The organism is Natronobacillus azotifigens (assembly GCF_026805325.1).
In the GTDB taxonomy this organism is placed as follows: domain Bacteria; phylum Bacillota; class Bacilli; order Bacillales; family Amphibacillaceae; genus Natronobacillus; species Natronobacillus azotifigens.
In genome coordinates this window covers 24,499-50,190 of record NZ_JAPRAT010000009.1, presented here as the reverse complement: position 1 = coordinate 50,190, position 25,692 = coordinate 24,499, and the positions used below count along the sequence as shown (strand labels likewise).

The following is a 25,692-nucleotide window of genomic DNA, read 5'->3' as shown; positions in this document are numbered from 1 at the left end:
CAGTCCCCCTTTTTGATTATATGAAACTTCAAACAGTTTCAAATAGTACAGTAAGAATAAGTAACGTATCTTCTTGAATTTGCACAAAATAAGTACTACAGTAGTTTTATTGTTTTTATTTTTTTAGGATGGAGTTGTAGGGATGGTCTCATCAAAGATAAGATTCTGGATTCTGATTAGTTTTGTCACCGTTTCTGGGTTTGCACAAGGAATGCTCTTGCCTCTACTAGCTATTATTTTAGAACAAAATGGTGTGTCATCATCTGTAAATGGGTTGCATGCAACAGGACTATATATTGGGGTACTTATTGCCTCTCCTTTTATGGAAAAACCTTTGCAAAAATTCGGCTATAAACCAATAATTTTAACTGGTGGGTTGTTAGTTATCTTATCGTTAATATTTTTTCCACTTTGGCAAGTACTTTGGTTTTGGTTTATTCTTCGTTTATTAATCGGAATTGGTGATCATATGCTTAGTTTTGCAACACAAACGTGGATCACTTCCACAACAGATGCGAAAAAGAGAGGGCGCACGATAGCATTATACGGACTTTTCTTTAGTCTCGGATTTTCACTTGGACCTGTCATGACTAGATTCATTGTCATTCACGAAAGTTTGCCATTTCTTATAGCAGCAACGCTTTGCTTTCTCGTCTGGTTAGGTATGCTGTTTGTTCGAAACGCTCATGTGCAAACAGATGAGCAAGTCCAAACTATCCAAATAACCTCAACGGTCGGGCGTTTTATTGAAACAACCCGGATCGCTTGGATTGCTCTATTAGGTCCATTTACATATGGATTACTCGAAGCACTGTTACACGGTATTTTTCCCATCCATGGATTACGACTTGGACATGATGTCGAATTAATCTCAATGGTTATCCCGTTTTTTTCTATCGCCACCTTGCTTACTACCGTACCATTAGGGGTTTTGGGGGATAAGATTGGTCGAAGGAAAATCCTCACGTTTGTAACCGGAGCAGGAACAATCATCTTTTTTATTGGTGCGCAATTTGAACATTCTGTTCCCGCCTTATTTATTACCTTTGCTGCAACGGGGATGCTGTTAGGTTCTCTTTATTCTTTAGGAGTGTCATTTATGGCAGACTTGTTGCCAAAACAATTACTTCCTGCTGGAAATATTATGTGTGGGATTTCTTTTAGTTTAGGAAGCATTGTTGGTCCCTATTTTGGTGGGATATTTATTGATCTTTTTCCAAATGCCTCTTTTTTCTATATTCTTGCTATTTTTCTTCTTATCATAGCAGTGACTTTTGCACTGAAGAATGAAAACCCGGGTGTAAGACAACAGTTTGGATAGTTAAGAAAAAACAAGGGAGTTAACCTAAAACTCTAAAAGCACTAATATAGAGCCAATTTTTATAAGATAAGAAAATTTTTTAAAATTAGCTTTATGGGATATTTTTAGCTGTTTTATCTTTAAATAGATGCAAAAGATTTTCTATTATAACAGTAGGGTCTGATGGTTGCTTTCCAATAAGTAAAACGACAGATGACCATGAACGGTCATCTGTCGTTTTACTTATTGAAAAGTGTCACACAATAGCGTGACATGACAAGTGTTAGCTTATCACCATCAGCCTTTACAAAATATAGCTTCTTATTATTCTTTAAAAGGATCAGGTGGTTTTCCCAGTTTATCTTATCTTAACTAACATAACGACTATACCGTTTTTCTAATCGCTCTTGAAAATACGATATTGCAATACATAATGGCCAGTAAATCAATGCCACAACAATGTACATCGTAAACATATCAAATGACCTTCCCCCTGCAATTTGTGCTTTTTGCAACAATTCAGGCACAGTAATTACAGCTGCTAAAGAAGTTGCTTTGACAAGATCAAGAAATATATTCGTTAATGGAGGAATAGCAATTCGAGCAGACTGCGGCAGGATAATTCCTGTTAAGGCTTGGCGATAAGACAAACCTAAGGAATATGCTGATTCCCATTGACCATGATCTACACTATTTAAAGAAGAACGATTCACTTCTGCGATGTATGCTGCACTATTTAAACCAAAGCCAATTACCGCTGCTTGAAAACCTGAAAAGTTAACTCCGGCGTATGGTAATCCAAAGTATAAAATATATAAAAATACTAAGATTGGTGTTCCTCGCATAAAGGAAATATAAACCCGAGCTGGCCAGCGTAAAAGACGAAAATTTGCGTTCCTTGCTAATGCGATGAGTAACCCTAAGACAAGACCAATCCCCATAGCAAGAAAAGATACCATTATCGTCATTGGCAAACCTGTTAAAATTAATGGTAGGTTCTCGATCGCTAGTTCAACATCAAAAAAGCCCAGCATACACACTCTCCCCTTTTTTTACAAATCAAGATCTGTGATTTCTTCAATTTCCCCTTCAAATGGTTCAGATGCATCTTCCCCATAAAATCTTGTAGCAAGTTCCGATAACGTACCATCTTCACGCATTTCAGCTAACGTTTGATTAATTATCTCTGTTAGTCTGTCTTCACCTTTTGGCATGATTACTCCTTGTTGTGTCGGATGGAACTGTAATTCCGGATGAATCATGATGTCAAAGTCAGGGAAAGCTCCAACCCCAAACGTAGATAAGTAATAGTCATTTACGATAACATCCGTATTACCATTGTGAACATCTCGTAAATACGCTTCATTATTTGCATTTCCATAGGTAACAATTTCTGCACCATAATGTTCAGCGATCTGACTATAAATAGTGGTCGCTCCCCCACCGGCTTTCTTACCTGCTAAATCTTCTAAACTGTGAATACCAGAATAATCATCCTTTCGAACAACCATTGTTGAAAACGAATATTTGTATGGGTCAGAGAAATTAAATTGTTCTTTTCTTCCATCTGTTATCTCAATATCATTTACCGCCAAGTCAACTCTACCGCTATTAATTGCAGATAACATGCTATCGATACCCATGATTTCAAAACTAACCTCTACTCCTAAACGGTTAGCAATTTCCTTCATCACTTCTACATCATATCCAGTTAGTTCATCATCGTCATTATAATAAGAAGCAGCAATCAATGTACCTGATGTGGCAGCCGTAATCTCACCAGACTCCTCGATTTCACTCCATAAATCTGATCCATCTGCATTTTCTTCTTCATCGGACTGGACAACATTTTCTTCACCTAATTCTTGTTCTTCTTGAGTATCAGCTGTTCCGCAGGCACTAATTATAAAAACACCCGCAAATAGTAGCATAAATAAAATTTTCTTTAACATCTAAATCCCCCCACTTTATTGTTCTAATATTTTTTCTAATAGAAATATAACAGTTTACCTTTATTAAATCAAGTAATTTGAAATCTGTTCTAAAAAAATAAACACTCTGTATCACAATAAAAGTTCATATTATCATTTTTCCTTATGGATATTTTAACATTTACTAATAATAATTCATATGATACTATTAATTTATAATTATTTTAAACTAAAATATTAACCTTTAAGTTTAAAAACCTATAACAACAGTGTTTTAACCATTTTTCAACTGATTTCTATTATCAATTAGAAAATAAGGAGGCTAAAAATGAGTTGTCATTCTGAAATTATTACAAATAAGAAACAGAATCATTCTCAATTAGATCAATTAGAATTAGGAAAAATCGAAACCCTTCGCAAACACAGTGAACTTATTGCAGCACTACTAAGTGGTGGCATTCTATTGTTCGTCTGGCTCTTTCAAAGTCAATTCTCTTCATCAGGTTGGGGATGGGCCACCATCCATATGATCGCGTTTGTTATTGGCGGCTATGCAAAAGCAAAAGAAGGAGTATTAGCCACGATAAAAACAAAGCAACTAAATGTTGAGTTGTTGATGATTTTCGCCGCAATTGGATCTGCTTCGATCGGATATTGGTCAGAAGGTGCTGTGCTTATTTTCATTTTCGCCCTATCAGGTGCACTTGAAACCTATACGATGCAAAAAAGTGAAAAAGAATTGTCTGCTCTTATTCATTTACAACCCGAAACCGCTCTGCGGGTAAAAAATAACAAAGAAGAAAACGTGTTAGTTGATGAATTAATGATTGGTGATTTCATTTTAATCAAACCAGGGGAGCGCATCCCCGCTGACGGCATCGTTGTACATGGAAAATCATCTGTTGATGAAAGTGCTTTAACTGGCGAATCTTTACCTGTTTCAAAACTAGCCGACACAGAGGTTTATACGGGCACAATGAATCGAAATGGCAGTTTAACAGTAAAAGTAACGAAAGAAACAAAAGACTCTTTTGTCCAAAAAATAATGAAACTTGTACAAACGGCGCAAAATGAAAAATCACATGCCCAATTATTTATCGAGCGTTTCGAAGCAGTATATGTAAAAGTAGTATTGTTATTCGTAATACTCATGCTGTTGCTCCCACCCTTTCTATTTCATTGGAGTTGGTCAGATACGATTTATCATGCGATGATTTTACTAGTAGTAGCATCACCATGTGCTTTGGTAGCATCGATTTCACCAGCAACGTTATCAGCCATTTCAAAAGGCGCCAGAAACGGTATTCTATTTAAAAGTGGTGAACATGTAGAAAACCTAAGTAGCATCAAAGCGATTGCTTTTGACAAAACCGGAACATTAACAAATGGAACTCCAGAAGTAACGGATTTTATTGTTCTAAATCAAGAAGAAGAAACTGCTATTTTACGTGTCATTGCATCGATTGAAAAAGGATCTTCTCACCCTCTTGCGGAGGCGATTGTTGCTTATGCCAAAAAAAATAATGTGCTTACAAAAGCCGTGAATACAATGGAAGAAGAAACTGGAAAAGGGATTAGCGCAACCATAGGAGAGGATAAATGGACTGTCGGAAATAATAAATTTTTACAGGAAAACACTCATCAGACATACTGGTATCAAGCGGAAGCGAACCGTTTAGCAATGGAAGCCAAAACACTTGTATATGTTACAAAAAATGAAGAAGTAGTTGCCTTACTAGCGCTAAAGGATTCCATTCGGTCAGATACAATGAAAGCAATCCAACAATTTAAGGATGAAGGAATCAGAACCATTATGTTGACCGGGGATAACGAGACAACCGCTCAAGCGATTGCAAAAGAATCAAGCATTGATACGTATGTCGCGAGTTGCATGCCAGACAAAAAAGTTTCTGAAATTAAACGTTTAAAGAAACAATACGGAAAAATTATGATGGTAGGAGATGGCATAAACGATGCCCCCGCTTTAGCAACAGCTGATATTGGCATTGCGATGGGTGCAGGTACTGATGTTGCCTTAGAAACTGCAGATATCATCTTAATTAAAAACAAACTTCAAAAAATCAGTTATTCTTTGAAATTATCAAAAAAGATGAATCGTGTTGTAAAACAAAATATATTTTTTTCCGTCAGTGTAATTTCCGTTTTAATCCTATCGAATTTCTTTCAATTAATTAATTTACCACTCGGTGTCATCGCTCACGAAGGAAGCACCATTCTCGTAATATTGAATGGTCTTCGTTTATTAAAATGACCTACCGGGAAACCACGCATGTATTTTAAAATACAATAGAAGCTATATTTTCTAAGGTCTGATGGTGACAAGCGAACGCTTATCATGTCACGTTATGGCGTGACACTTTCTAATAAAGTGAAACTTCAATCAGTGGGGGTTTTTAGGTATTCCCCCACTGATTGTTAGCCCTAAAGGATGACCTAAAGGCCTTTGGTGCTAGCGTCCGTTACTCCCACTTAAACAACTTGATATTCTCATTATTTTGAAGTGGGAGTCTTACGGACGGTTGCTTCGGGATAAAACAAAAAAGAAGAGCTGAAATCCCTTAAAAGTCAGCTCTTCTTTTTCTTCATTCGTCTTTCTGCAATAAAAGCATTAATCTCTCCACCTGTTATAATGATCATACCAGTGATATAGAACCAAATCATTAACACGATAATCCCACCAAGACTACCGTATGTTGCAGAATAATTCCCCAACTCGTTCACATAAAAAGAAAAACCTAACGATACTAGTTGCCACCCGACTGTTGTAAAGATTGCACCGAACACAGCATCTCTAAAGTAAACCTTTTTATTTGGTGCTAATTTATATAAAGCCAAAAACACAATAAAAAAGATTGAAGAAGATATGATCCAACGTAACATATTCCAGACCTGTACAAACTCATCTGTGACTCCAAATAAAGAAAAGATATAGACACCGATCATTCGGCCGAAAACGGGCAACAACAATGCTACGACAATTACGATAAGCATTGCAAATAATAATAAAATAGCAATCAAGCGCGATACAATAAAAGAACGATCTTCTTCCACTTTATACGCCTTATTAAACGAACGCATAATGGCATTTATTCCATTAGAAGCAGACCATAACGTACCTAAAATACCAATAGATAGCAAGCTTCCACTACGATTATCTACCACTTGATCTAAATTATTCTCAATAATGCCTAATGTATCTTCTCCCGGGATATAAGTAGCCATGAAATCCATTACATCTTGATAATCAATCGGGAGATAACCTAATAAAGTAACTAAAAAAATCAGTAACGGAAATAGCGATAGTAAAAAGAAATACGCCAATCGGGCAGATTGGCCAGTCACTTCATTATCATTAAACCGATCGACAAATTTTTTTCCTATTGAAATCATAGGGTACAGTTTCATTTTCTCCCCCCTCCGCTTTATTCATGCCTAGTGTAATCCCACCGTTTAACGTATCAAATAAAAACAACCGTATTAAAGTTGGAGCATACTCGTGGCTTCATCCACCTTTTTTAACTAACGTCTGAATCGATTTTTTGTTCCACCTCTTTTAATATCGATTGAAAGTTTGTCACTAAATCAATCGTTAAATCCAAGCTATTCGTCACGACATTGGAAAGTGATTCGTAACCTTGATAACAGTCCATTATAACGGATGCTGGATGTTTTACATAAGATTGCACTTTGCTTTTTGCGTTTTTCACTTGTCTTACTGTTTCTGTTCTTGTATTACGATCTAGCAATGTTAACAAACCACCAACACATGCACCAATAAACATACCTTTACATAACAACGATTTTTTCATGAATTCACATCCTTGATTTAACTAATTGTTTTTCTTTTTTTATTTTTTCCAACAATGCCTTACAACCTTGGTCTACTAGCATCGCAGTCTGATTAAAATCACCTGTGTAATAAGGATCCGGGACATTTTCTTCAGAAGAATTCTCAACAACTTCCATCAATTTCATGATCTCAACACCCTCAGGAGCGTCTTTTAGACTTTTCAAGTCATTGATATTATGGTCATCCATAGCGACAATATAATCAAATTGATCAAAATCTTCTAGTGATACTTGGCGAGCCTTCATACCCTGGTAAGAAATATTTCTTTCTTTTAAAATGTTTCTCGTTCCTTCGTGAGGCGGCTTACCTGTATGCCAAGACCCCATACCACCCGAATCTATGATGAATTGATCTTCCAACCCCTCTCTCTTCACTAAGTCTCGAAAAAAAGCTTCCGCCATCGGTGACCGACAAATATTTCCTAAGCAAACAAACAAAACCTTTATCATTTTTATACCACCTATCTATTCTATTTACACCAATTATACTGAAATTCCTGCTCAAAGAAAAATAGCACGTTCTGATCATACAAAAATGACCTTCTTCACTAATTAAAGTTGAAGAAAGTCATTTTCAAGATTCGTCCCAGAGCAGCGTCTGTAAAACTCCTACTACAAAATAATAACAAAACACAAGATGATTAATTGAAGGGTAACAAACAGTAGCTCACCGAAAGTTCCAAAGGCGTCTTCAGCTCATCTTTTAAGATCAACAATCAGCAGGAAAAAGCTAAATTCCCTACGAATTGAAATTTCCTTTTATGACATTTTTCCGTACACTACCGATTCTAGATCACATGCTGGAACTGGTTTACTGAAAAAATATCCTTGATAATAATCACATTTCTGCTCTCGCAATAAAGCTAAAATATTTTGTTCTTCTACACCCTCAGCAACAACTTTTAAACCAAAGGTATGCCCAAGTTGAATCATTGCTTTTACAATTTCAGCATCACTTGGTTCACTTAAAGCGTTACGGATAAATGATTGATCAATTTTCAAGTAATTTATCGGGAATTTTCGTAAATAACCAAAAGATGAATAACCTGTTCCGAAGTCATCAATAGATAATGATACACCCATATCCCTTAGCGTGTTCATCGTTCTAATACAATCTTCTGTGTTTTGCATGACACTGTTTTCTGTAATTTCAATTTCTAAATATGTTGGATCCATCTTCGTTTCTTCGATGATTCGAGTAACCTGATCAGCAAAATCAAATTGTTGCAACTCAATTGCTGAAATATTAACAGCGATACGAATTGGGTCATGCCCCTGATTCACCCATTCCACGTGTTGCATGCATGCTTCATTAATCACCCACTTACCAATTTGATTGATCAATCCACTTTCTTCTGCTACAGGAATAAATTTACTTGGTGGTATGTTCCCTTTTTTCGGATGATTCCAACGAATTAACGCCTCCAAACCGATAACTTCTCCGTTCTCTACATTAATCTGTGGTTGGTAAAATAATTCAAACTCGTCGTGATATAACGCCTTTCGTATATCACCTTCTAATAATAAAACATCATTGTATATGTCATTCATATCTGGAGTATAAAACAATTTATTGTTACGACCACTTACTTTACAATAGTGAACAGCAATACTCGCATGATTTAACAATTCTTCTTCGTTAAATGCATCTTCTCCATAACAACTTCCACCTATTGAAGAAGTTACAAAAAACTCGTTCCCATGAAGATTAATTGGTTGTTTTATCTTGGCTAGTAGATTATCACTGATTTCTAAAATAGTTGCTTGTGGTCCATCAAGTAGTATTACAAATTCATCTCCACCAAATCGGTACAAATGTCCATAATTACCAATAACAGTTTCTAAGCGTTCCGCAATAATTTGAATCACTTGATCACCGATAAATTCACCCAACGTGTCATTAATATATTTTAAGCGATCTATATCACAATAGAGTAGCGAAAAATTCCCTTGTGAACTTTCTCCTAAATGAGCTTTTAAATCTTCCCGCAACTTACTGCGATTTGGTAAATTAGTTAGCGGATCATAAAACGCTAGCTGTTTCACTTGTTCTTCTGCTTTTTGCAGGGAAGTAATATCAATGGAAGAGCCTACTACTTCAATCACCTCACCATTTTCAATAATCGGCGAGAGCATGGTATACAAGTACATTCTTCCATGTCGGTGTTTAAATGTTACTTCTTCCCCTGTATACACCTGATCGAAATGTGCAATAATGTGCTGTTGTTCGATATTCCCAAATACAGACTCTAAAGATTGTTCATATGTATTATGAGTCAGAATTTTCATCTTTTTCGCTAACTTACCTTCAATCATGCGAAAACGATAAGCACCAGTTTCTCTGTTTTTTTGTACTCGAAAAATTAAATTCATCAGTTGACGAAAAACTTTTCGATAATCATCCGTTAACGCTTCAACCAACCGCTTATCTTCATGTTTTACATCACTTATCTCGGTACGAAAGGTAATGAACTTAGCCTGGTTATTCTCTTGATCTATGATTGGCAAGATCTTTGTACGAAACCAAATCATTTCGCCATGCTTTGATTCTGTACAGATATCTCCCTCCCACACCTCTCCTTTTCCAATCGCCGTCCACATATCTTCATAAAACAGAGCATCATGGACTCCCGCGTGAAGGATTCGATAATGATGATGTAGTAGTTCTTCTTCTTCATAACCTAATTTTTCACAAAAATCTGGATCAATATAAATGATATAGCCGTCCTGATCCATCATTAATAATTGAAAAGCGTTACTTACTGCGAGGTTTAATTGATCATTCTTTTGCTTACAGGTTTCCATGTATGAAAAGATTTCTTTAGCAACCTCTTCTTTGGTGCTTGGGGTTAAATTTTCATGCACTTGCTCTAGTATTTCTTCAAGCTTGTTATATTCTAATACGCGTTTTACTGGATTAAGTGTCATATTTTCACCTTTTATCTATTTTGTTTACATAACGTATTATCATTATACAGAAAAAAAGGTAGAAAAAAAAGTTACTATTTTATTCAATTTGAAATAGCCTTGTACTTTTTTGTAAAAAAATGTTATCATTCGCCGCTTTGTTCAATCGTTTGCTCAATGATATCTTGAAGATATTTAGCTAAGTGATTATGTTTCATTTCTTTGTATTGATCCGGATAGATAGGATCTCCAATTGTCAGCTGGATATTCGCACCCTTAACTTTTCCCTTATCTTCTTCTAACATCCGATACGTTCCATTGATCGTAATCGGAATAATCGGTACAGATGCACGTGTTCCTAAACGCAAACTTCCTGATTTAAATTCATTTACAGTTGAACTCTTACTCCTTGTCCCTTCAGGAAAAATAACCATTGACTGGCCTGCTTCTAAACTTTCTACACCATCATCAATTACCTTGATGGCAGCTCGCCGGTTGGAACGGTCGATAAATACACATTTTAACTCTTCCATCCACTTACTAATGATAGGAATTTTTTTTATTTCTTTCTTAGCAATAAATCCAATTGGTTTATCTAAATAACCTAATAGGATGAGAATGTCAAAAATCCCTTGATGATTACAAACAAATAATACGGGTTCCTTTATTAATTTTTCTTTTCCAACAACAGTTACATTTGTCTTGGTCTTTTTAACCACTTTCTTTGAAACAGTTGCTGGTGTATGAAAAATTTGATTTGCTTTTTCCATATACGGTACAGATTCAGGGATTTTTTTTGCTCTTCTTAACTTTGGAACACTTCCAATCACTAATATAGCTGAGTATAAATAAATCATAGCTGTCTTCATTTTTTTCCTCCTATAGCTCCTCACACTTTAACCATACTATCTCATTATATAAGATTTAGAAACAACTGGCGAGAACTCTTCACAAAAGAATAAAAGTTAAATGATGAAAGAATTACCACGGTATTGAAAGTGTATGTATGAAGAAATTAAATCTATCAAATACTAAAGAAAAAGCCTTCCTCTTGTTTGGAAAAAAAATAAAGCTGAACATAAATAATCATGCTATACTATAAAACGTTGAAAAAAAATAAGTTAGATAATACTGTTATGCTCCGTGTTTCTACAGGGCGCGAAATATATTACTTCATCGGGGGACATCACTATGATTGGAAATGCAGCGATTGGGATTGATTTAGGTACAGCGAATATCCTTGTGTATACGAAACAGAAAGGGATCGTCTTCAACGAACCTTCAGTTGTTGCGATTGACATAAAAACAAAACAAGTAGTAGCTGTAGGGAAAGACGCAAAACAAATGATCGGAAAGACACCAAAAAATATTGCTACGATCCGACCGCTACATGAAGGGGTCATTGCGGATTATGATGTCGCAACACAAATGTTAAAAGAGATCTTGAGCAAAGTTAGTAAGCAATTAGGAATATCCTTAAGAAAGCCAACGGTAGTGGTATGTACGCCTTCAGGAAGTACTGCAGTGGAGAAGCGAGCAATCGAAAATGCTGTGAAAAACTTTGGTGCAAAAGGTGTACATCTGATCGAAGAACCCATTGCAGCAGCGATTGGTGCAGGATTACCAATTGACCAACCAGTCTCGACAGTAATCGTGGATATTGGTGGAGGAACAAGTGAAGTAGCTATTATATCTTATGGCGGGATTGTTAATGCGCAATCCATCCGTATTGCTGGTGATCGAATGGATACAGAAATCGTTCATTTCATTCGGAAGAAATTTAATATGTTAATTGGGGAGCAAACTGCTGAAAAAATAAAAATGGAAATTGGGTATGCACTGATTGAACATGAGGAGCTATCGATGAAAGTTAGTGGAAGGGATCTTGTAAGTGGATTACCTAAAGAGATTACCGTAACATCTACGGATATCCAACAGGCCTTACGCGAACCATTAGAAGCTATTCTCACGACGATACATGCAACGTTAGAAAATTGTCCTCCTGAGTTAAGTGGAGATATTGTTGATCAAGGGGTAACACTTGCTGGTGGGGGTGCATTATTAAAAGGACTGCAAACCTGGCTCGTTCAAGAAATTGACGTTCCTGTCCACATAGCCAATGATCCATTATTAGCAATCGCAATTGGTACAGGCGAATCTGTTAAACAATTATCGAAAAAGAAAAATGTGCAAGCCAATCGCTCATAAGCGGATGGTTTACACATTTTTTCTTAAGTGCGTTTTTTATTTACTTTTCATGTGATGTTCCATTTCATTTAACATGAACGGTCATAATTTCTGTTTGACCTTGAACAACCTGCTGATTCGTTGCGATATCTACCCCTTCTATTTCGCTCGTAATAACGAAAGGAGTAATGGTTTTTACTTTTTCTTCGATGAGTTTCAAGTCTGCTGTAACTAATAAATCTCCTGCTGTTACCTTATCTCCTTGCTTCACATGCGCCTCAAATCCCTCTCCTTCAAGCGTGACCGTTTCTAAACCAATGTGCAATAAATATTCCACACCTGCTTTCGATTTAATCCCAATCGCATGCTTAGTTGGAAATAAATTCACTATTTCACCACTTACAGGAGCAACAAATTCTCCCTTTGACGGTTTTATGGCAATACCGTCTCCCATCATTTTTTTCGAGAATGTCGGATCAGGTACTTCTGTAATATCTACTAATTCTCCCGTTACTGGTGCAAGAATAATCTCTTTCTCTACTTTTTCTTCTTTTTTTCCAAAAAGTTTCTTTAACATAAAATTTTCCTCCTAGCTGTTTATCTTTTTCATTATCTTATACCCTATTCTCCACAAGATAAAAGCAAATAATCATGATGAACGCGAAATACCTTTTTCTGTTAACAATGTTTGTATGCTTTTTAGCTCTTCTAAAGTGAGTGTGATACCTTTACCCATCTTTTCATGATTAGGCGACCAATCTCGCAGGTCATATTTAGGCTCACGATTGTTCCATGAGATGAGGTTCAACTCTTTTGTCCACCCTTTCGGTAATTCAGAAATAACTCCAATATTTTCTACAATCTCATATTTGATGTCAGCCATATCCATTCTCCTTTATGATTACTGTAATTTCCAATCGGCTAAGGTATCAATTGTGTAGGTTGGTTTTTTTGATACCGTCTCTAAATGCTTCTTTGTGGTGACTCCCGAATAAACAAGTAACGAGTCAATTCCTGCATGGATCCCTGCTAAAATATCGGTATCATAATTGTCCCCCACCATAAGCGTTTCTTCTTTCGATGTCCCTAACACATCAAGTGCTTGCTCTACGATAATCGCTTCAGGCTTCCCAATAAATTGTGGTTTCACACCAGTTGTAACGGTTAACACAGAAATAAGCGAACCCGATCCTGGCAAAAAACCTCTTTCTGTCGGCAAGGCTACATCAGCATTTGTCGCAATAAATGTAGCACCATTTCGGATCGCTAATGCCCCAATCGTTAATTTTTCGTATGTAATTTCTCGATCCAAACCCATCACTACAAAATCTACATTCTCGTCTGTAAGAATGAATCCCTTCTCTTTTAATGCAGATAATAAACCGTCTTCCCCAATTGCATATACGCGAGCCTTTGGTTTATGTTCAGCAAGATAATTTGCGGTCGCCATACTTGTTGTATAAACATTCTCCGTTTCTGCCGGTACATCCATGCCACGTAACTTTTTCGCTACTTCGCTCGGATGTTTGGTCGAATTATTGGTTAAAAATAAATAAGGCAAACCTCTTTTCTTTAATTCTTTTACAAAGGAGATAGCAGCCTCAATTCTTTCTGTTCCCTTATAAACGGTACCATCTAAATCAATTAAAAAACCTTGATATTTTTTCATCCTTTTCCTCCCATGTTAATTGTATAACTATTTGTTATTTTCTGAATACATGATATTATAGTACATACGAAACTAAATGAAATTATAACTTTTAAATGTGTAAAATGTAAAATAGTTTATCAAAGCGTGGCAACATGTTATTGTATTATAGGTAGAAATATTGACGCGTTTAAAATTAGATTAAAGAGAGGTAGTAAAAGAAAATGACACGGAATACACCAAAAGCGATTATTGTTATTTTCGGTGCTACGGGAGACTTAGCTAACCGAAAGTTATATCCATCATTGTATCGATTATATCGAAACGGTAAACTATCTGGCAACTTTGCGGTTGTCGGTGTAGCAAGACGACCATTAACCAATGAAGAGTTTCGAAATAATGTGAAGGATTCCATCGCGGTCTTTAAAGACGATTTGATCGATCACGAAGAATTCGCGAGTCATTTCCATTACAATCCATTTGATGCACAGCACTTGTCTCATTATCATGATCTTGATGCTTTTATTACAAAATTAGATAAAATACATGATGCGGGAGGAAATCGTCTCTTTTATATGGCAATGGCTCCAAATTTCTTTGGTCCAATTGCAGCGAATCTTAAGTCACAAGGGTTGACCGACAATAAAGGGTGGTCACGTCTGGTAATCGAAAAACCATTCGGTCGTAATTTCGATACTGCACAGCAATTAAATGAACAAATTGGTCAAACGTTTTCGGAAGAACAAATTTATCGAATTGACCATTACCTCGGTAAGCAAATGATCCAAAATATCGAAATTGTTCGTTTTGCTAATGCAATGTTTGAACCGTTATGGAACAATCAATACATTGCAAACGTGCAAATAACATCAAGTGAAATTTTGGGAGTTGAGGAACGTGGCCGTTATTACGATGAGTCTGGCGCCTTACGTGACATGGTTCAAAATCATATCCTCCAAATGATTTCCTTACTTGCAATGGAACCTCCAGCAAAACTACATCCTGACGAAGTGCGATATGAAAAAGCAAAAGTTCTTCGAAGTTTACGTCCATTAGACGAGTCAAATGTAGATCAATATTTTGTTCGTGGACAGTATGGTGATGGCAAAATGAATGGAGTGCAAGTAGATAGTTATCGTTCAAGTAATGGGGTAGCAGAAAATTCCAATACAGAAACCTTTGTTGCAGGTAAATTTATGATTGATAATTTCCGTTGGGCTGGAGTGCCTTTTTACATCCGAACCGGAAAGCGTATGGCGAAAAAGTCAACAGAAATCGTTGTACAATTTAAGGACTTACCAATCAATCTTTACAAAGATAAAGGCAATGTTATTGATCCAAACTTACTCGTTATCCGGGTACAGCCTGATGAAGGAATTACGATGCATTTAAATGCGAAAAAAACAGACTATGAAACATTGAGTACCCCAATTACGATGCATTATGATAAATCAATAGCAGAAGAAGTGGAAAGTCCTGAAGCTTATGAAGTATTATTAAATGATTGTCTAAATGGCGACTCAACTAGCTTTGTCCATTCAGAGGAAGTCTCTCTTTCATGGAATTTTGTCGATCAAATTTCCAAAGCATGGGCAGCGAAAAAAGCTGATTTCCCTAACTATGCTTCCGGAACAAATGGACCAAAAGCCGCGGATGAACTACTAGCAGCAGACGGATTCCATTGGTGGGACATCGATTGATTTTCATACTAACATAGTGAAATCTGTGGGGGATTTTAATAAAGTGAAACTTCAATCAGTGGGGGTTTTCGATCTTCCCCCTCTGATTGTAAGTTGAACCATTCGGGGTGCTAGCGTCCGTTACTCCCACTTAAACAACTTTGATAATCTCGATGTTTTGAAGTGGGAGTCTTACGGACGGTTGCTCCGGGATAATTGTTTCCGTCTCAAGGATAGCTCTAAAGACTCTGAAGCTTTCGGAGTGTTAGCGTCCTTTACTCATTCTTAAACAACTTTTGTCATTTGATATTTTAAAGTTTGAGTCTTAGGGGAAAATACTCCAGAACAAAAATCCAGTACCTGTATAGTTACGGTACTGGATTTTTTAAATTTCATTATCTTATAAAGGCAGGACTCTTGTTCGTTTCGATTTGCGTGGAGATTTTGGGATTTGCGTGCGAATTTCCGAATTTGCATGCGAATTTCGCAATCTTTCCATCCACCTTTCACTATTCAGCAGTATACCCATGCACTTTTTCATAGGTATAAAACTAAAAAACAGCAATGCTAGCTACTAGCATTGCTGTTTCCTCATTATTCCATCCACTCTGTATGGAAAGTACCTTCTTTATCCACCCTTTGATACGTGTGAGCACCAAAGTAATCACGTTGTGCCTGAAGAAGATTAGCTGGAAGTGTTTCTGTTCGGTAGCTATCATAATAAGCTAACGCACTTGCAAAGCCTGGTACAGGAATTCCACGTTCCATGGCAATCGCTAACACTTTGCGTAATGAAGTTTGATATTTTTCTACAATACCTTTGAAGTACTGATCTAACATCAAGTTAGCTAATTCTGGTTCACGGTCATACGCTTCCTTAATTTTTTGTAAGAATTGCGCACGAATAATACATCCTCCACGGAAGATCATTGAAATCTCTCCATAGTTTAAATCCCAATTGTTTTCTTCAGAAGCTGCACGCATTTGCGCAAATCCTTGTGCATATGAAGTAATCTTACTCATATACAACGCTTGACGAATCGCTTCGATTAATTCGTCTTTATCTCCATCATAAGGAGTATCTTGAGCTGATGGTCCAGCTAAAATCTTGCTTGCTTTTACACGCTCATCTTTCATAGCTGAAATGAAGCGAGCAAATACAGATTCGGTCACAACAGGAAGCGGAACACCTAGATCTAATGAACTTTGACTCGTCCATTTACCTGTTCCTTTTTGACCAGCCGTATCTAGAATTACATCTACCATTGGCTTTCCTGTTTCAGGGTCTTTTTTCGTGAAAATATCCGCAGTGATTTCAATTAAATAACTGTCTAATTCTCCTTTATTCCACTCGGCAAAAACTTCATGCAATTCTTCTGCTGATAAACCTAAAATATTTTTTAACATAAAATAAGACTCACAAATTAACTGCATGTCTCCATATTCAATTCCGTTGTGTACCATTTTTACGTAATGACCTGCACCATTCGGTCCAATGTAAGTAACACAAGGCTCACCATTAACTTTTGCTGAAATAGCTTCGAAAATTGGTGCAACACGATCATATGCTTCTTTTTGTCCACCTGGCATAATTGACGGACCTTTTAAAGCTCCTTCTTCCCCACCAGATACACCGGTACCGATGAAGTGAATGCCAGATGCATCCAATTCTTGGTTGCGTCTGATTGTATCTTTGAAGAACGTATTACCGCCATCAATCAGGATATCTTCATCATCTAACAAAGGTTTTAATGTTTCAATTGTTGCATCTGTTGCTGGTCCCGCTTGAACCATTAACATAATTTTACGTGGTTTTTCTAATGAATCCACAAATTCTTCAATCGTTTTTGCTCCAAAAAAGTTCTTTCCTTTTGCTTCGTTGGCAAGGAAATCCTCTGTTTTTTTATACGTTCGGTTAAAAACTGCTACGGAATAACCTCTACTCTCTACATTCATCGCAAGGTTTTTCCCCATAACAGCCAAACCAATAACACCAAATTGTTGTTTTACCATTCGTTTTTTAGCTCCTTTATCTATGTAATTCTACTCCTATCATACGTGGAAAAATGTCATGACGCAACTTTCCTACACTGAGAAACGCATGATATTATCCCGGAGCAACCGTCCGTAAGACTCCCACTTCATAACAACAAGAAAATCAAAATTGTTTAAGTGGGAGTAACGGACGCTAGCACCCCGATTGGTTCAACTAACAATCAGTGGGGGGATACCTAAAAACCCCCACTGATTGAAGTTTCACTTTATTGTCCCATCTATAAACTTATAACAAGATTGTTTCTGTTGCAATGAAATTTTAGAAAATTCCATCATTTCTATTCACTTATGTATGTAAATTAAACACTATGGAGAATATGTTGACATACGTATCATACTGTTATATAATAAACTGTAAAGCTTCGCCAAAGAAGCAAGGGTAAAATCTGGCATCTGCCAATGTTTTTGAAGTAAATATTGCATGGAACACAATAGCTACAAATAGAAAGACTTATTCACACTGGATCGACTTTGGAGTCGTAAGGATGTAGGAGAGGTAGGGCTTACATCGTTTAGGTTAAAAACGTCCAGGTGGAACATACCGCGGCAATTAAATCATTAGCTGAATAAGCAGGCCTAGTATATTTGATAAAAATATAGAAATGGCCATAAATTTAATCTTTTACACTTGTGAAGTATGGCAAGTTCCATTAGAGGCATCTTTCAAAAGAAAGATGCCTCTTTCCAATTAGAAGAGGCAATAACTTATTGACGATTTGGTCAGAAACTGTTACGATTTCTTTATTAGTGCGTGTTCAAAAAGTCGACGTATTAGAAGCCAGCAGATCAAGGCGGCGAAGTTTTGAGGACCGGAATGTAGGCTTTCCCTACATAAGGACCAGAAAAACGAGCCAACGAAGAGATGCGCCGCTTATCATTTGATGACTTTTTGAACAACCTCTATTAGTTTAATAGGATGCAATGAGTGTTATGGGTTACACTATAACAGGAGCAACTTCTGGAGAGCTCGTGTAAACGACACCGAAGGATTCACAATCTCAGGTAACAGGACAGAAGACAATCGACATGGGAAAATACAAATATGTGGTTGTCACTGAGGTTGGGAGGAATATTCCCGATCTTTTTTTATTGTGTAAATACAAAAATTTGTTGAGGTGATGAGGATGCAAAAGCGCGCAGTAGTAACTGTAGTTGGGAAAGATCAAGTTGGCATTATTGCAAGAGTAACAAATGTTTTAGCAAAATATCAAATGAATGTTCAAGATATCAGTCAGACCATTCTACAAGATTTCTTTACGATGATCATGTTAGTGGATTTAGCGGAACAGGATAAAATTGATGATTTACTTCATGCGTTTGAGTCTGTAGAAAAAGAACTTGGACTAACGATCAGCATTCAATTGGAAGATGTCTTTCAAGCAATGCACCGTGTTTAAAAGGAGGGAAATGAGATGCCGATAGCTTTTACTGAAATCCAAGAAACGATTCGAATGGTACAGATGGAAAGCTTAGATATACGTACTGTAACCATGGGAATTAGCTTACTTGATTGTGCTGACGGAGATTTTGAGAAAGTGAAAGAGAATGTTTATCAAAAAATCACCACATATGCTGCTAAATTAAAACCAGTTGCTGAACAAGTGGAAAAAGAATATGGGATTCCTATTATTAATAAACGCATTAGCATTACTCCGATTGCTGAAATCTTGGGCAATGCAACGGTAGACCAAGCGGTAGAATTAGCACAAGTTCTAGATGAAGCTGCGAATACGACTGGTGTCGATTTTATTGGAGGGTTTTCCGCACTGGTACATAAAGGAATTACCAAAGGCGATCAAACATTGCTTAATGCTCTTCCAAAAGCACTAAGTATAACCAATCGTGTCTGTGGTTCTGTTTCAATCGGAACAACCCGTACAGGAATAAACATGGATGCTGTCAGACAGCTTGGTCAAATTATTAAAGATACTGCTGAGTTAACAAAGGATAATAATAGTATTGGTTGTGCAAAATTTGTTGCCTTTTGCAATCCAGTTGAAGACAACCCATTCATGGCTGGTGCTTTTCATGGGGCTGGTGAAGGGGAAGCTGTTTTAAGTGTTGGGGTAAGTGGGCCCGGTGTTGTTCTCAATGCTCTAAAACGCTATCCAGAAGCAGATCTAGGCGAAGTAGCGGATGTCATTAAGAAAACTGCATTCAAAATCACTCGTGCTGGCGAATTATTAGGTCGCGTTGTAGCGGAACGATTAGATGTACCATTCGGTATCATGGATCTTTCCCTTGCTCCAACCAATGCAATGAATGATAGTGTTGCTGAAATTCTGGAGGAGATCGGTCTAGAAAGTGTCGGTACACACGGTACGATTGCGGCTCTTGCACTTATGAATGATGCGGTGAAAAAAGGTGGCGCCATGGCCAGTTCCTATGTTGGTGGCTTAAGCGGAGCATTTATCCCTGTAAGTGAAGATAATGGAATGATCCGTGGAATTGAAGATGGCTCATTGACTCTGGATAAATTAGAAGCAATGACTTGTGTCTGCTCTGTTGGACTAGATATGATCGCTCTTTCTGGTGAAGCATCTCCAGAAACGTTAGCAGCAATTATTGCTGACGAAGCGGCGATTGGTATGATTAACAAAAAAACAACAGCTGTCCGGGTCATTCCGGTGATTGGAAAAGAAGAAGGCGATATCGTTGAGTTTGGCGGGTTGCTCGGTCGTGCCCCAATTATCGGGGTAAAACCGTTCAGTTCCGAAAAAATGATTAAACGTGGTGGAAGAATTCCAGCACCACTTCAAGCATTAATTAACTAATGCTTTGAAGGAGTATAACAAGATTATTCGCACGACGATTACATGTGAAGTACATTTTCAGATCGAACAAAACGCACAGAATCTGTGCGTTTTTCGTTTCTTCTGATTTTTTTATTTCCACCGAACTCTTCTACATTCTAAACTAAAGCTGAAAATCCCATTCTTCCTTGCTATACAAATAATAAATAAACAACGTTTTTTCCATTTCAGAAGTGTGGTATTGATGGACCGGTAATCCTATTTTCGGAAAAATGATTTCTGCAACCTTTTTGGTTAGATGACTCTTTTCGTGAAGTGGCAAATCAGGGTATCGCTCACAGAATTTCTGTAACAATTCCCAATCTTGTTGGTTAATCGCTTGAACTTGCCATTCTTCAAAAGTAGTAGATTCTTTTGACCACCCTCTATCTGCGATGATCTTTTCTATAGGTGTTTGCTTATTTTTCTTTTTTGAAAAATGACTTTCATGAACAACAATCGTTCCAGCAGCTAAATCTCCTAGTCGTTTGTGCTGAGAATGGAAAAAAATCATAATAATACCGATAAGATAACCTGTTGGTAAACTATCAATAATCCGAACCAAATTGCGAATTACGCTCGCTAATAAAGTAATTCGTTGACCATTTTCTTGAATCGTTCGAATACCAATGATTCGTTTTCCGATCGTTCTCCCACTCCAGAAAAATTCTTGAACAATAAAATAAGTCCATTCAATCACAAATGTTAAAATGATTACAACAGCAATTAATAGTAAAAAATTATCCGTCGCAAAAAATTCTATAGACGATGTTAACGAAAAAAATAACCCAAAATAAAGTATGACATTTAACAAACCAATCACTAATTGATCAATAACAAAAGCCGCTGCTCTACTTCCGAGGCCTGCTAATGAAAATTTTAATGAAACATACTCTGGTGTTTTTATATCAACCTGTTCTTCTAACATTTTTACATCCCCCCTGTTCAATCCATTGGAAAACAGTTATAATTAATTTAACATAACTTTACAAATAGGTGATAAAAATGAACATGAAACAATTTATTCAACAACACCGTGGTGATTGGAAGGCTCTTGAAGAACAAGCACGTGTGTTAAGTAAAAAGCGTTCCCAACTAACAACAACTAATATTGATCAATTTGATATTCTATATCAAAAGGCTGCCCAAAATCTTTCATACAGCCAAACCTATTTCCCTAATCAAGAAGTAACGCAATATTTAAATCAATTAGTTAGTAAAGCACACAATATCTTATACCAAACAGAGCATTCTTCCTGGAAACAAGTACGATACTTTTTTTCTACTAAATTTATCGGGCTTCTACTGGAACAATGGAAAGGTATTCTTATTGCCATGTTCCTCTTCTTCTTGGGTGGTTTGGCCAGTTTCTTAGTTGTCGCAGATGAACCGTTACAACTTTATTCCATATTGCCAGCAGATATGGCTCAATCCATTATGGATCCCGGTGACCTTGAAGCCAATGCTCATGCAGGAAACATCGATGCATCCCTAATGTCTGCTCAAATTATGACAAATAATATTCAAGTGGCTATCCTCGCATTTGCTGGTGGACTTTTCTTTGGTATCCTGACTGTTTATATACTCATCTATAACGGCATTATCGTTGGTGCATTAGCCGGTTTGTTTTGGAGTTCCGGGAATTCTTATGTATTTTGGGCATACATTGTTCCACACGGGATCATTGAATTAATTGCTATCTTTATTGCTGGTGGTGCTGGTTTATTAATGGGTTACAAGTTATTCGTTCCTGGTAATCTATCGAGAAAATATCAATTAAAGAGGCACACATTAAGATCCGTACAATTGCTATTAGGTACAATCCCCATTTTCATCATTGCTGGTGTAATCGAAGGGTTCATCACACCAGCTGACTTGTCATTAGAAATAAAATATGCTGTAGCATTGCTAACCTTCATTGCTTTTATCGTGTATATGTTATTTGGTAAGTATCTATTACAAAAACAGGAAGTTAAAGGGCACCACGATTTAATTCCTTCATATAATGAGACACAGCAGTAACAGCTAAGCGATCTTCCGGGGCTTCTAACATAACGAGGCCCTGGTTTTTCCATTTAAACATTTGCTGTTTTTTCCATTGCATTTGTTTTTGTGCGATCGTTTTATGCATGGCTGCAATAGAGGTATGTGGCATTACCTTCACTTTGGCTTGTAGCATCTCATCCTCAATACCAATCAGTACGAATAAATGTTTTCGCTGCACACGTTTCATGAAAAATAGTGCTTGGTCTTCGAGAATGAATTGATAAATATCACTAAAGAGCAGGATTAGACTGCGTTTATTTTGCACCGACTGTGCATATTGTAATGCCGCTTGGTAATTTGATTCATCCGTATCCACTTGTACTGAATAGATATTTTGTAAAATCACATCAAGATGTGTTAGTCCTTTTCCTGGAGGAACATAAGCTTTTATTTCTTTTGAGAAAACAATCACGGATACAAAATCACCATTTTTTAGTGCTGCTGCAGCAACCGTAATAGCCGCTTCGATCGAACGTTCTAAACGATTTCCTTCTTTCAGTTCAGCCCCCATCATCCGACCACAGTCAACCAACAATGTAATATATTTACCATGCTCTGGTTCATACTCATTTGTCATTACTTCTTGTAACTTAGCCGATTGATGCCAGTTAATTTTCCTCGGATCATCACCAACTACATAATTACGAACTTTGGAAAACTCTCCAATTCCAGTACGTTGTTTTCGAATTTTGACCCCTTCATGAAGTAAGTACTGCTGAGCACTTTCCAAATACTGCTTCGTTTCCGCTAAGTTCGGAATGACTTTTACTACCGCTTCACATGAAAATGTTTTTTGTTTTTCCCATAAACCGAAAGGACTTCGATAACGAAGATACACTTTAGAAAGTTGGAAATCCCCACGCGTCCGAGCTTCGATCGGATAAGTAATCTTGGTTATTTGATTACCTTCTATTCGTTGGTTACTAGGCAATACCGCTTGAAAAGACAAAGGCGCGTCATCAGCAAATCGAACAATACATTGATATTTGCTATTATTGCGAACAGTAAGGCTAACGGACTCTTTCGCATTTCGCTCCAAATCTTCTGGGGCAGATCGACTGACCTCAATTTGTGTTCGTTTTGGTGAAAAAATAAGGTCCACGAAACTGACACCCAATACGAGGAGAAAAATGATAATAACATACAGCCATGAGAAGCGAAAAAAAGTGATCGACGTCATCATGACTGTTAGTACAACCATAACCGTAATCAATTTAGCAGTAGGCGCGATACCTCTATCTTGGAACAGGAACCGCCCCCACCAACGTCGCAATAATTTCATCAAGGTTTGTTCCCTCCAATTCTGCATACGGAGATAATTGAATACGATGTCTCAAACATGGTTTTGCAACAAGCTTAACATCGTCTGGAGTTACATAATCTCTACCAGCCAGATATGCCCATGCTTGCGCTGTCTTACCGATTGCAATGGCAGCTCGCGTACTTGCTCCAAATTGAATCGAATCAAGGTTTCTGGTTTTGCGTACTATCTCTACGATATATTTCGCTATTTGATCTTGGACGGTTACCTCTTGAACAGCGTTTTTGGCTTCGAGTAACGTATCTTCATTAAATAGTGCAGTTAATTGAACTGGTGCTAACTGCTCTTTAAGTACGTGCTGAAGAACAATCGTTTCCGCCTCTAATTCCGGAAAGTCAATCAACAATTTAAATAAAAAACGATCTTGTTGTGCTTCTGGTAATGGGTACGTACCTTCAAATTCAATCGGGTTTTGGGTAGCTGCAACGAAAAACAAACGCGGTAATGGGTATGTTTCTCCTTGGATGGTAACTTGCTGTTCTTCCATTGCTTCTAATAAAGCCGCTTGTGTTTTTGCAGGCGTACGATTAATCTCATCTGCCAATAAAACATTCGTAAAGATAGGACCTTTCAATGTTTGAAACTTGCTTTCTTTCATATTGTAAATCGTGCTTCCCGTAATATCACTTGGTAATAAATCTGGAGTGAATTGCACACGTTGAAAGACGCCGCCCACTAATGTTGCTAAGGTTTTCACCATTTGTGTCTTTCCCGTCCCTGGCACGCCTTCTATTAATACATGACCTCCGGCTAACAAAGCAGTCAACAACAACCGTAAGTTATTTTTTTGTCCAATAATTTGTTTTTCATATTGATCCAATAAGGATGTTAATTGTTCTCTCATCCTTTTTCCACCTCTTTTCGAATTTGCTCTATCTGTTTCGACCAAGCAACAAATGCCTGCTTGGATACCTTATCTGAATGTAAAACCTTTTCTAATCCATCAACAAAATCACGTACTGATTTTTCTGATCGATTGGACAACAATCGTTGCAGTGTAGGCAAGCGTTCTTCCCAACTGACACGCATTGGTGCTCCTGATTTCTCATGAATCACCTGCTTTAAGAACTCGGTCTGAATGTTAAGAGCTTCCTGATAATTTCTCCCTCTCAAATACCAATTAGCTAATGCTGTTAATCGTTCATCGCTAAAACGAACAGTCTCTATTCTCGGTTGGATAACTGGACCAAAACGCTTTCCTTTCATCCATAAAAATAATACCGTAATAAATAAAAGACCGAATGAGAAAACAAGTAAATAATCTGGATAGATAGTAAATATCGAACGATTAAGTTGCGATTGATGACTATATGTATCAAAATAAATCCTTTGATATGTTCCCAGATCAACAAGCGAAAAAATAGCAGCCAGATGGTCATGCTCCAAAATCAATTGATTCGTAAACCAATCAGGCTCGATGACAACAATCAGTTTACCCTCTCCATAATCTTGCTCCCATGCAACAACTCCGTAATTATCTTCAAATAGTACAGCACCTTGCTCTGGTTGGAGGCGAACAGGAGAGTGACTGATCACTTCAAAGTTTTCATTACCACGAATAACATTCGGATTCTCAAAGATCCCACCCAAGTGCTCTGTTTCTATTTGTAATAAATCAGTCGGATTACGTTTGGCAATGAATACCGTATTACCTGCTGCAATATAATCAAAATACGCATCCACCTCTGCTTGTTCCGATATAATCGGTGGCTCAATCATCACCAACAATTCGTTCTGGTATTCATCGGTTAACTGTGAAGGATGTGCAGACCATTTTCCAACAGAAACATCTGTCTGGTCCAACCATTCATAAAATCCTTTTGTCCCCATCGGCGCAGGTGATTCTACTACATATGGGGGATATTGTTCTGGTTCTTCTCGAATCAAAAAGTAGCTTGCTAGAATAAATAGAATGAGTGCAGCAAGCAATGCCAACCATGTATTCTTCTGTTTCAT

At 37.2% G+C, this 25,692-nt stretch carries 22 protein-coding genes and 1 riboswitch; of the genes, 7 read left to right on the top strand and 15 right to left on the bottom strand.

Annotated elements, in window-relative coordinates; genetic code table 11:
- Positions 1-142 precede the first annotated feature (142 nt).
- Positions 143-1,321 carry an MFS transporter gene (locus OWO01_RS06365; protein WP_268779601.1) on the top strand — a complete coding sequence of 393 codons (1,179 nt, stop codon included), beginning with the start codon at positions 143-145 and terminating at the stop codon, positions 1,319-1,321.
- Positions 1,322-1,668: 347 nt separating this feature from the next.
- Here OWO01_RS06365 and OWO01_RS06360 read toward each other — a convergent pair whose 3' ends face one another.
- Entirely contained in the window at positions 1,669-2,334 is a 666-nt protein-coding gene (locus tag OWO01_RS06360; protein WP_268779600.1) for an amino acid ABC transporter permease, read from the bottom strand.
- Positions 2,335-2,352: 18 nt separating this feature from the next.
- Positions 2,353-3,252, bottom strand: coding sequence for a transporter substrate-binding domain-containing protein (locus OWO01_RS06355; protein WP_268779599.1), 900 nt, complete (start codon positions 3,250-3,252; stop codon positions 2,353-2,355).
- 307 nt (positions 3,253-3,559) lie between these two features.
- Here OWO01_RS06355 and OWO01_RS06350 point away from each other — a divergent pair, with 307 nt between their 5' ends.
- Complete coding sequence (locus OWO01_RS06350; protein ID WP_268779598.1) at positions 3,560-5,503, top strand: heavy metal translocating P-type ATPase; 1,944 nt, start codon at positions 3,560-3,562, stop codon at positions 5,501-5,503.
- Between the two features lie 314 nt (positions 5,504-5,817).
- Here OWO01_RS06350 and OWO01_RS06345 read toward each other — a convergent pair whose 3' ends face one another.
- The 5 genes from OWO01_RS06345 to OWO01_RS06325 form a co-directional block, all read right to left on the bottom strand.
- Positions 5,818-6,657 carry a YihY/virulence factor BrkB family protein gene (locus OWO01_RS06345; RefSeq protein ID WP_268779597.1) on the bottom strand — a complete coding sequence of 280 codons (840 nt, stop codon included), beginning with the start codon at positions 6,655-6,657 and terminating at the stop codon, positions 5,818-5,820.
- Between the two features lie 110 nt (positions 6,658-6,767).
- Positions 6,768-7,061 (bottom strand): hypothetical protein, encoded by a 294-nt coding sequence (locus tag OWO01_RS06340; RefSeq protein ID WP_268779596.1) that lies wholly within the window; start codon positions 7,059-7,061, stop codon positions 6,768-6,770.
- A gap of 4 nt (positions 7,062-7,065) precedes the next feature.
- Positions 7,066-7,551, bottom strand: a complete 486-nt coding sequence (locus OWO01_RS06335) for a low molecular weight protein-tyrosine-phosphatase (RefSeq protein ID WP_268779595.1) — start codon at positions 7,549-7,551, stop codon at positions 7,066-7,068.
- Positions 7,552-7,860: 309 nt separating this feature from the next.
- Entirely contained in the window at positions 7,861-10,029 is a 2,169-nt protein-coding gene (locus tag OWO01_RS06330) for a sensor domain-containing protein (protein WP_268779594.1), read from the bottom strand.
- A 125-nt stretch (positions 10,030-10,154) separates the two neighbouring features.
- Positions 10,155-10,877, bottom strand: coding sequence for a lysophospholipid acyltransferase family protein (locus tag OWO01_RS06325; protein ID WP_268779593.1), 723 nt, complete (start codon positions 10,875-10,877; stop codon positions 10,155-10,157).
- 322 nt (positions 10,878-11,199) lie between these two features.
- On the opposite strand from OWO01_RS06325, the gene mreBH reads away from it, so the two are divergent.
- A complete protein-coding gene (mreBH, locus tag OWO01_RS06320) occupies positions 11,200-12,216 on the top strand; it encodes a rod-share determining protein MreBH (RefSeq protein ID WP_268779592.1) in 1,017 nt (338 codons plus the stop codon).
- A 64-nt stretch (positions 12,217-12,280) separates the two neighbouring features.
- Here mreBH and OWO01_RS06315 read toward each other — a convergent pair whose 3' ends face one another.
- The 3 genes from OWO01_RS06315 to OWO01_RS06305 all read right to left on the bottom strand — a co-directional run bounded on the left by OWO01_RS06315 (position 12,281) and on the right by OWO01_RS06305 (position 13,864).
- Positions 12,281-12,772 (bottom strand): PTS sugar transporter subunit IIA, encoded by a 492-nt coding sequence (locus OWO01_RS06315; RefSeq protein ID WP_268779591.1) that lies wholly within the window; start codon positions 12,770-12,772, stop codon positions 12,281-12,283.
- A gap of 72 nt (positions 12,773-12,844) precedes the next feature.
- The gene (locus OWO01_RS06310; RefSeq protein WP_268779590.1) at positions 12,845-13,078 is read right to left on the bottom strand and encodes a YdbC family protein; all 234 of its coding nucleotides are present in this window, start codon (positions 13,076-13,078) and stop codon (positions 12,845-12,847) included.
- A gap of 18 nt (positions 13,079-13,096) precedes the next feature.
- Positions 13,097-13,864 carry a TIGR01457 family HAD-type hydrolase gene (locus OWO01_RS06305; protein ID WP_268779589.1) on the bottom strand — a complete coding sequence of 256 codons (768 nt, stop codon included), beginning with the start codon at positions 13,862-13,864 and terminating at the stop codon, positions 13,097-13,099.
- Positions 13,865-14,067: 203 nt separating this feature from the next.
- Between OWO01_RS06305 and zwf the strand changes: the two genes are divergently transcribed.
- The gene (gene zwf, locus OWO01_RS06300) at positions 14,068-15,543 is read left to right on the top strand and encodes a glucose-6-phosphate dehydrogenase (RefSeq protein WP_268779588.1); all 1,476 of its coding nucleotides are present in this window, start codon (positions 14,068-14,070) and stop codon (positions 15,541-15,543) included.
- Positions 15,544-16,116: 573 nt separating this feature from the next.
- On the opposite strand, the gene gndA is transcribed toward zwf, so the two are convergent.
- Entirely contained in the window at positions 16,117-17,535 is a 1,419-nt protein-coding gene (gene gndA / locus OWO01_RS06295; RefSeq protein WP_268779587.1) for an NADP-dependent phosphogluconate dehydrogenase, read from the bottom strand.
- Positions 17,536-18,525: 990 nt separating this feature from the next.
- Positions 18,526-18,601, top strand: a riboswitch (glycine riboswitch).
- Positions 18,602-18,701: 100 nt separating this feature from the next.
- Between gndA and OWO01_RS06290 the strand changes: the two genes are divergently transcribed.
- Both OWO01_RS06290 and OWO01_RS06285 read left to right on the top strand, forming a co-directional pair.
- Positions 18,702-18,974, top strand: coding sequence for an ACT domain-containing protein (locus OWO01_RS06290; RefSeq protein ID WP_268779586.1), 273 nt, complete (start codon positions 18,702-18,704; stop codon positions 18,972-18,974).
- A 15-nt stretch (positions 18,975-18,989) separates the two neighbouring features.
- Positions 18,990-20,351: a PFL family protein gene (locus OWO01_RS06285; RefSeq protein ID WP_268779585.1), complete on the top strand. Its 1,362-nt coding sequence runs from the start codon at positions 18,990-18,992 to the stop codon at positions 20,349-20,351.
- Between the two features lie 142 nt (positions 20,352-20,493).
- On the opposite strand, the gene OWO01_RS06280 is transcribed toward OWO01_RS06285, so the two are convergent.
- Positions 20,494-21,297, bottom strand: a complete 804-nt coding sequence (locus tag OWO01_RS06280) for an RDD family protein (RefSeq protein WP_268779584.1) — start codon at positions 21,295-21,297, stop codon at positions 20,494-20,496.
- Positions 21,298-21,374: 77 nt separating this feature from the next.
- Between OWO01_RS06280 and OWO01_RS06275 the strand changes: the two genes are divergently transcribed.
- Complete coding sequence (locus tag OWO01_RS06275) at positions 21,375-22,391, top strand: stage II sporulation protein M (RefSeq protein WP_268779583.1); 1,017 nt, start codon at positions 21,375-21,377, stop codon at positions 22,389-22,391.
- Here OWO01_RS06275 and OWO01_RS06270 read toward each other — a convergent pair.
- The 3 genes from OWO01_RS06270 to OWO01_RS06260 are packed head-to-tail and all read right to left on the bottom strand — an operon-like array spanning position 22,342 to position 25,692.
- A complete protein-coding gene (locus OWO01_RS06270) occupies positions 22,342-23,697 on the bottom strand; it encodes a DUF58 domain-containing protein (protein WP_268779649.1) in 1,356 nt (451 codons plus the stop codon). The genes OWO01_RS06275 and OWO01_RS06270 overlap by 50 nt on opposite strands.
- Positions 23,651-24,580 (bottom strand): AAA family ATPase, encoded by a 930-nt coding sequence (locus tag OWO01_RS06265; protein ID WP_268779582.1) that lies wholly within the window; start codon positions 24,578-24,580, stop codon positions 23,651-23,653. The genes OWO01_RS06270 and OWO01_RS06265 overlap by 47 nt, the downstream gene beginning before the upstream one ends.
- A complete protein-coding gene (locus OWO01_RS06260) occupies positions 24,577-25,692 on the bottom strand; it encodes a DUF4350 domain-containing protein (RefSeq protein WP_268779581.1) in 1,116 nt (371 codons plus the stop codon). Before OWO01_RS06260 ends, OWO01_RS06265 begins: the two co-directional genes overlap by 4 nt.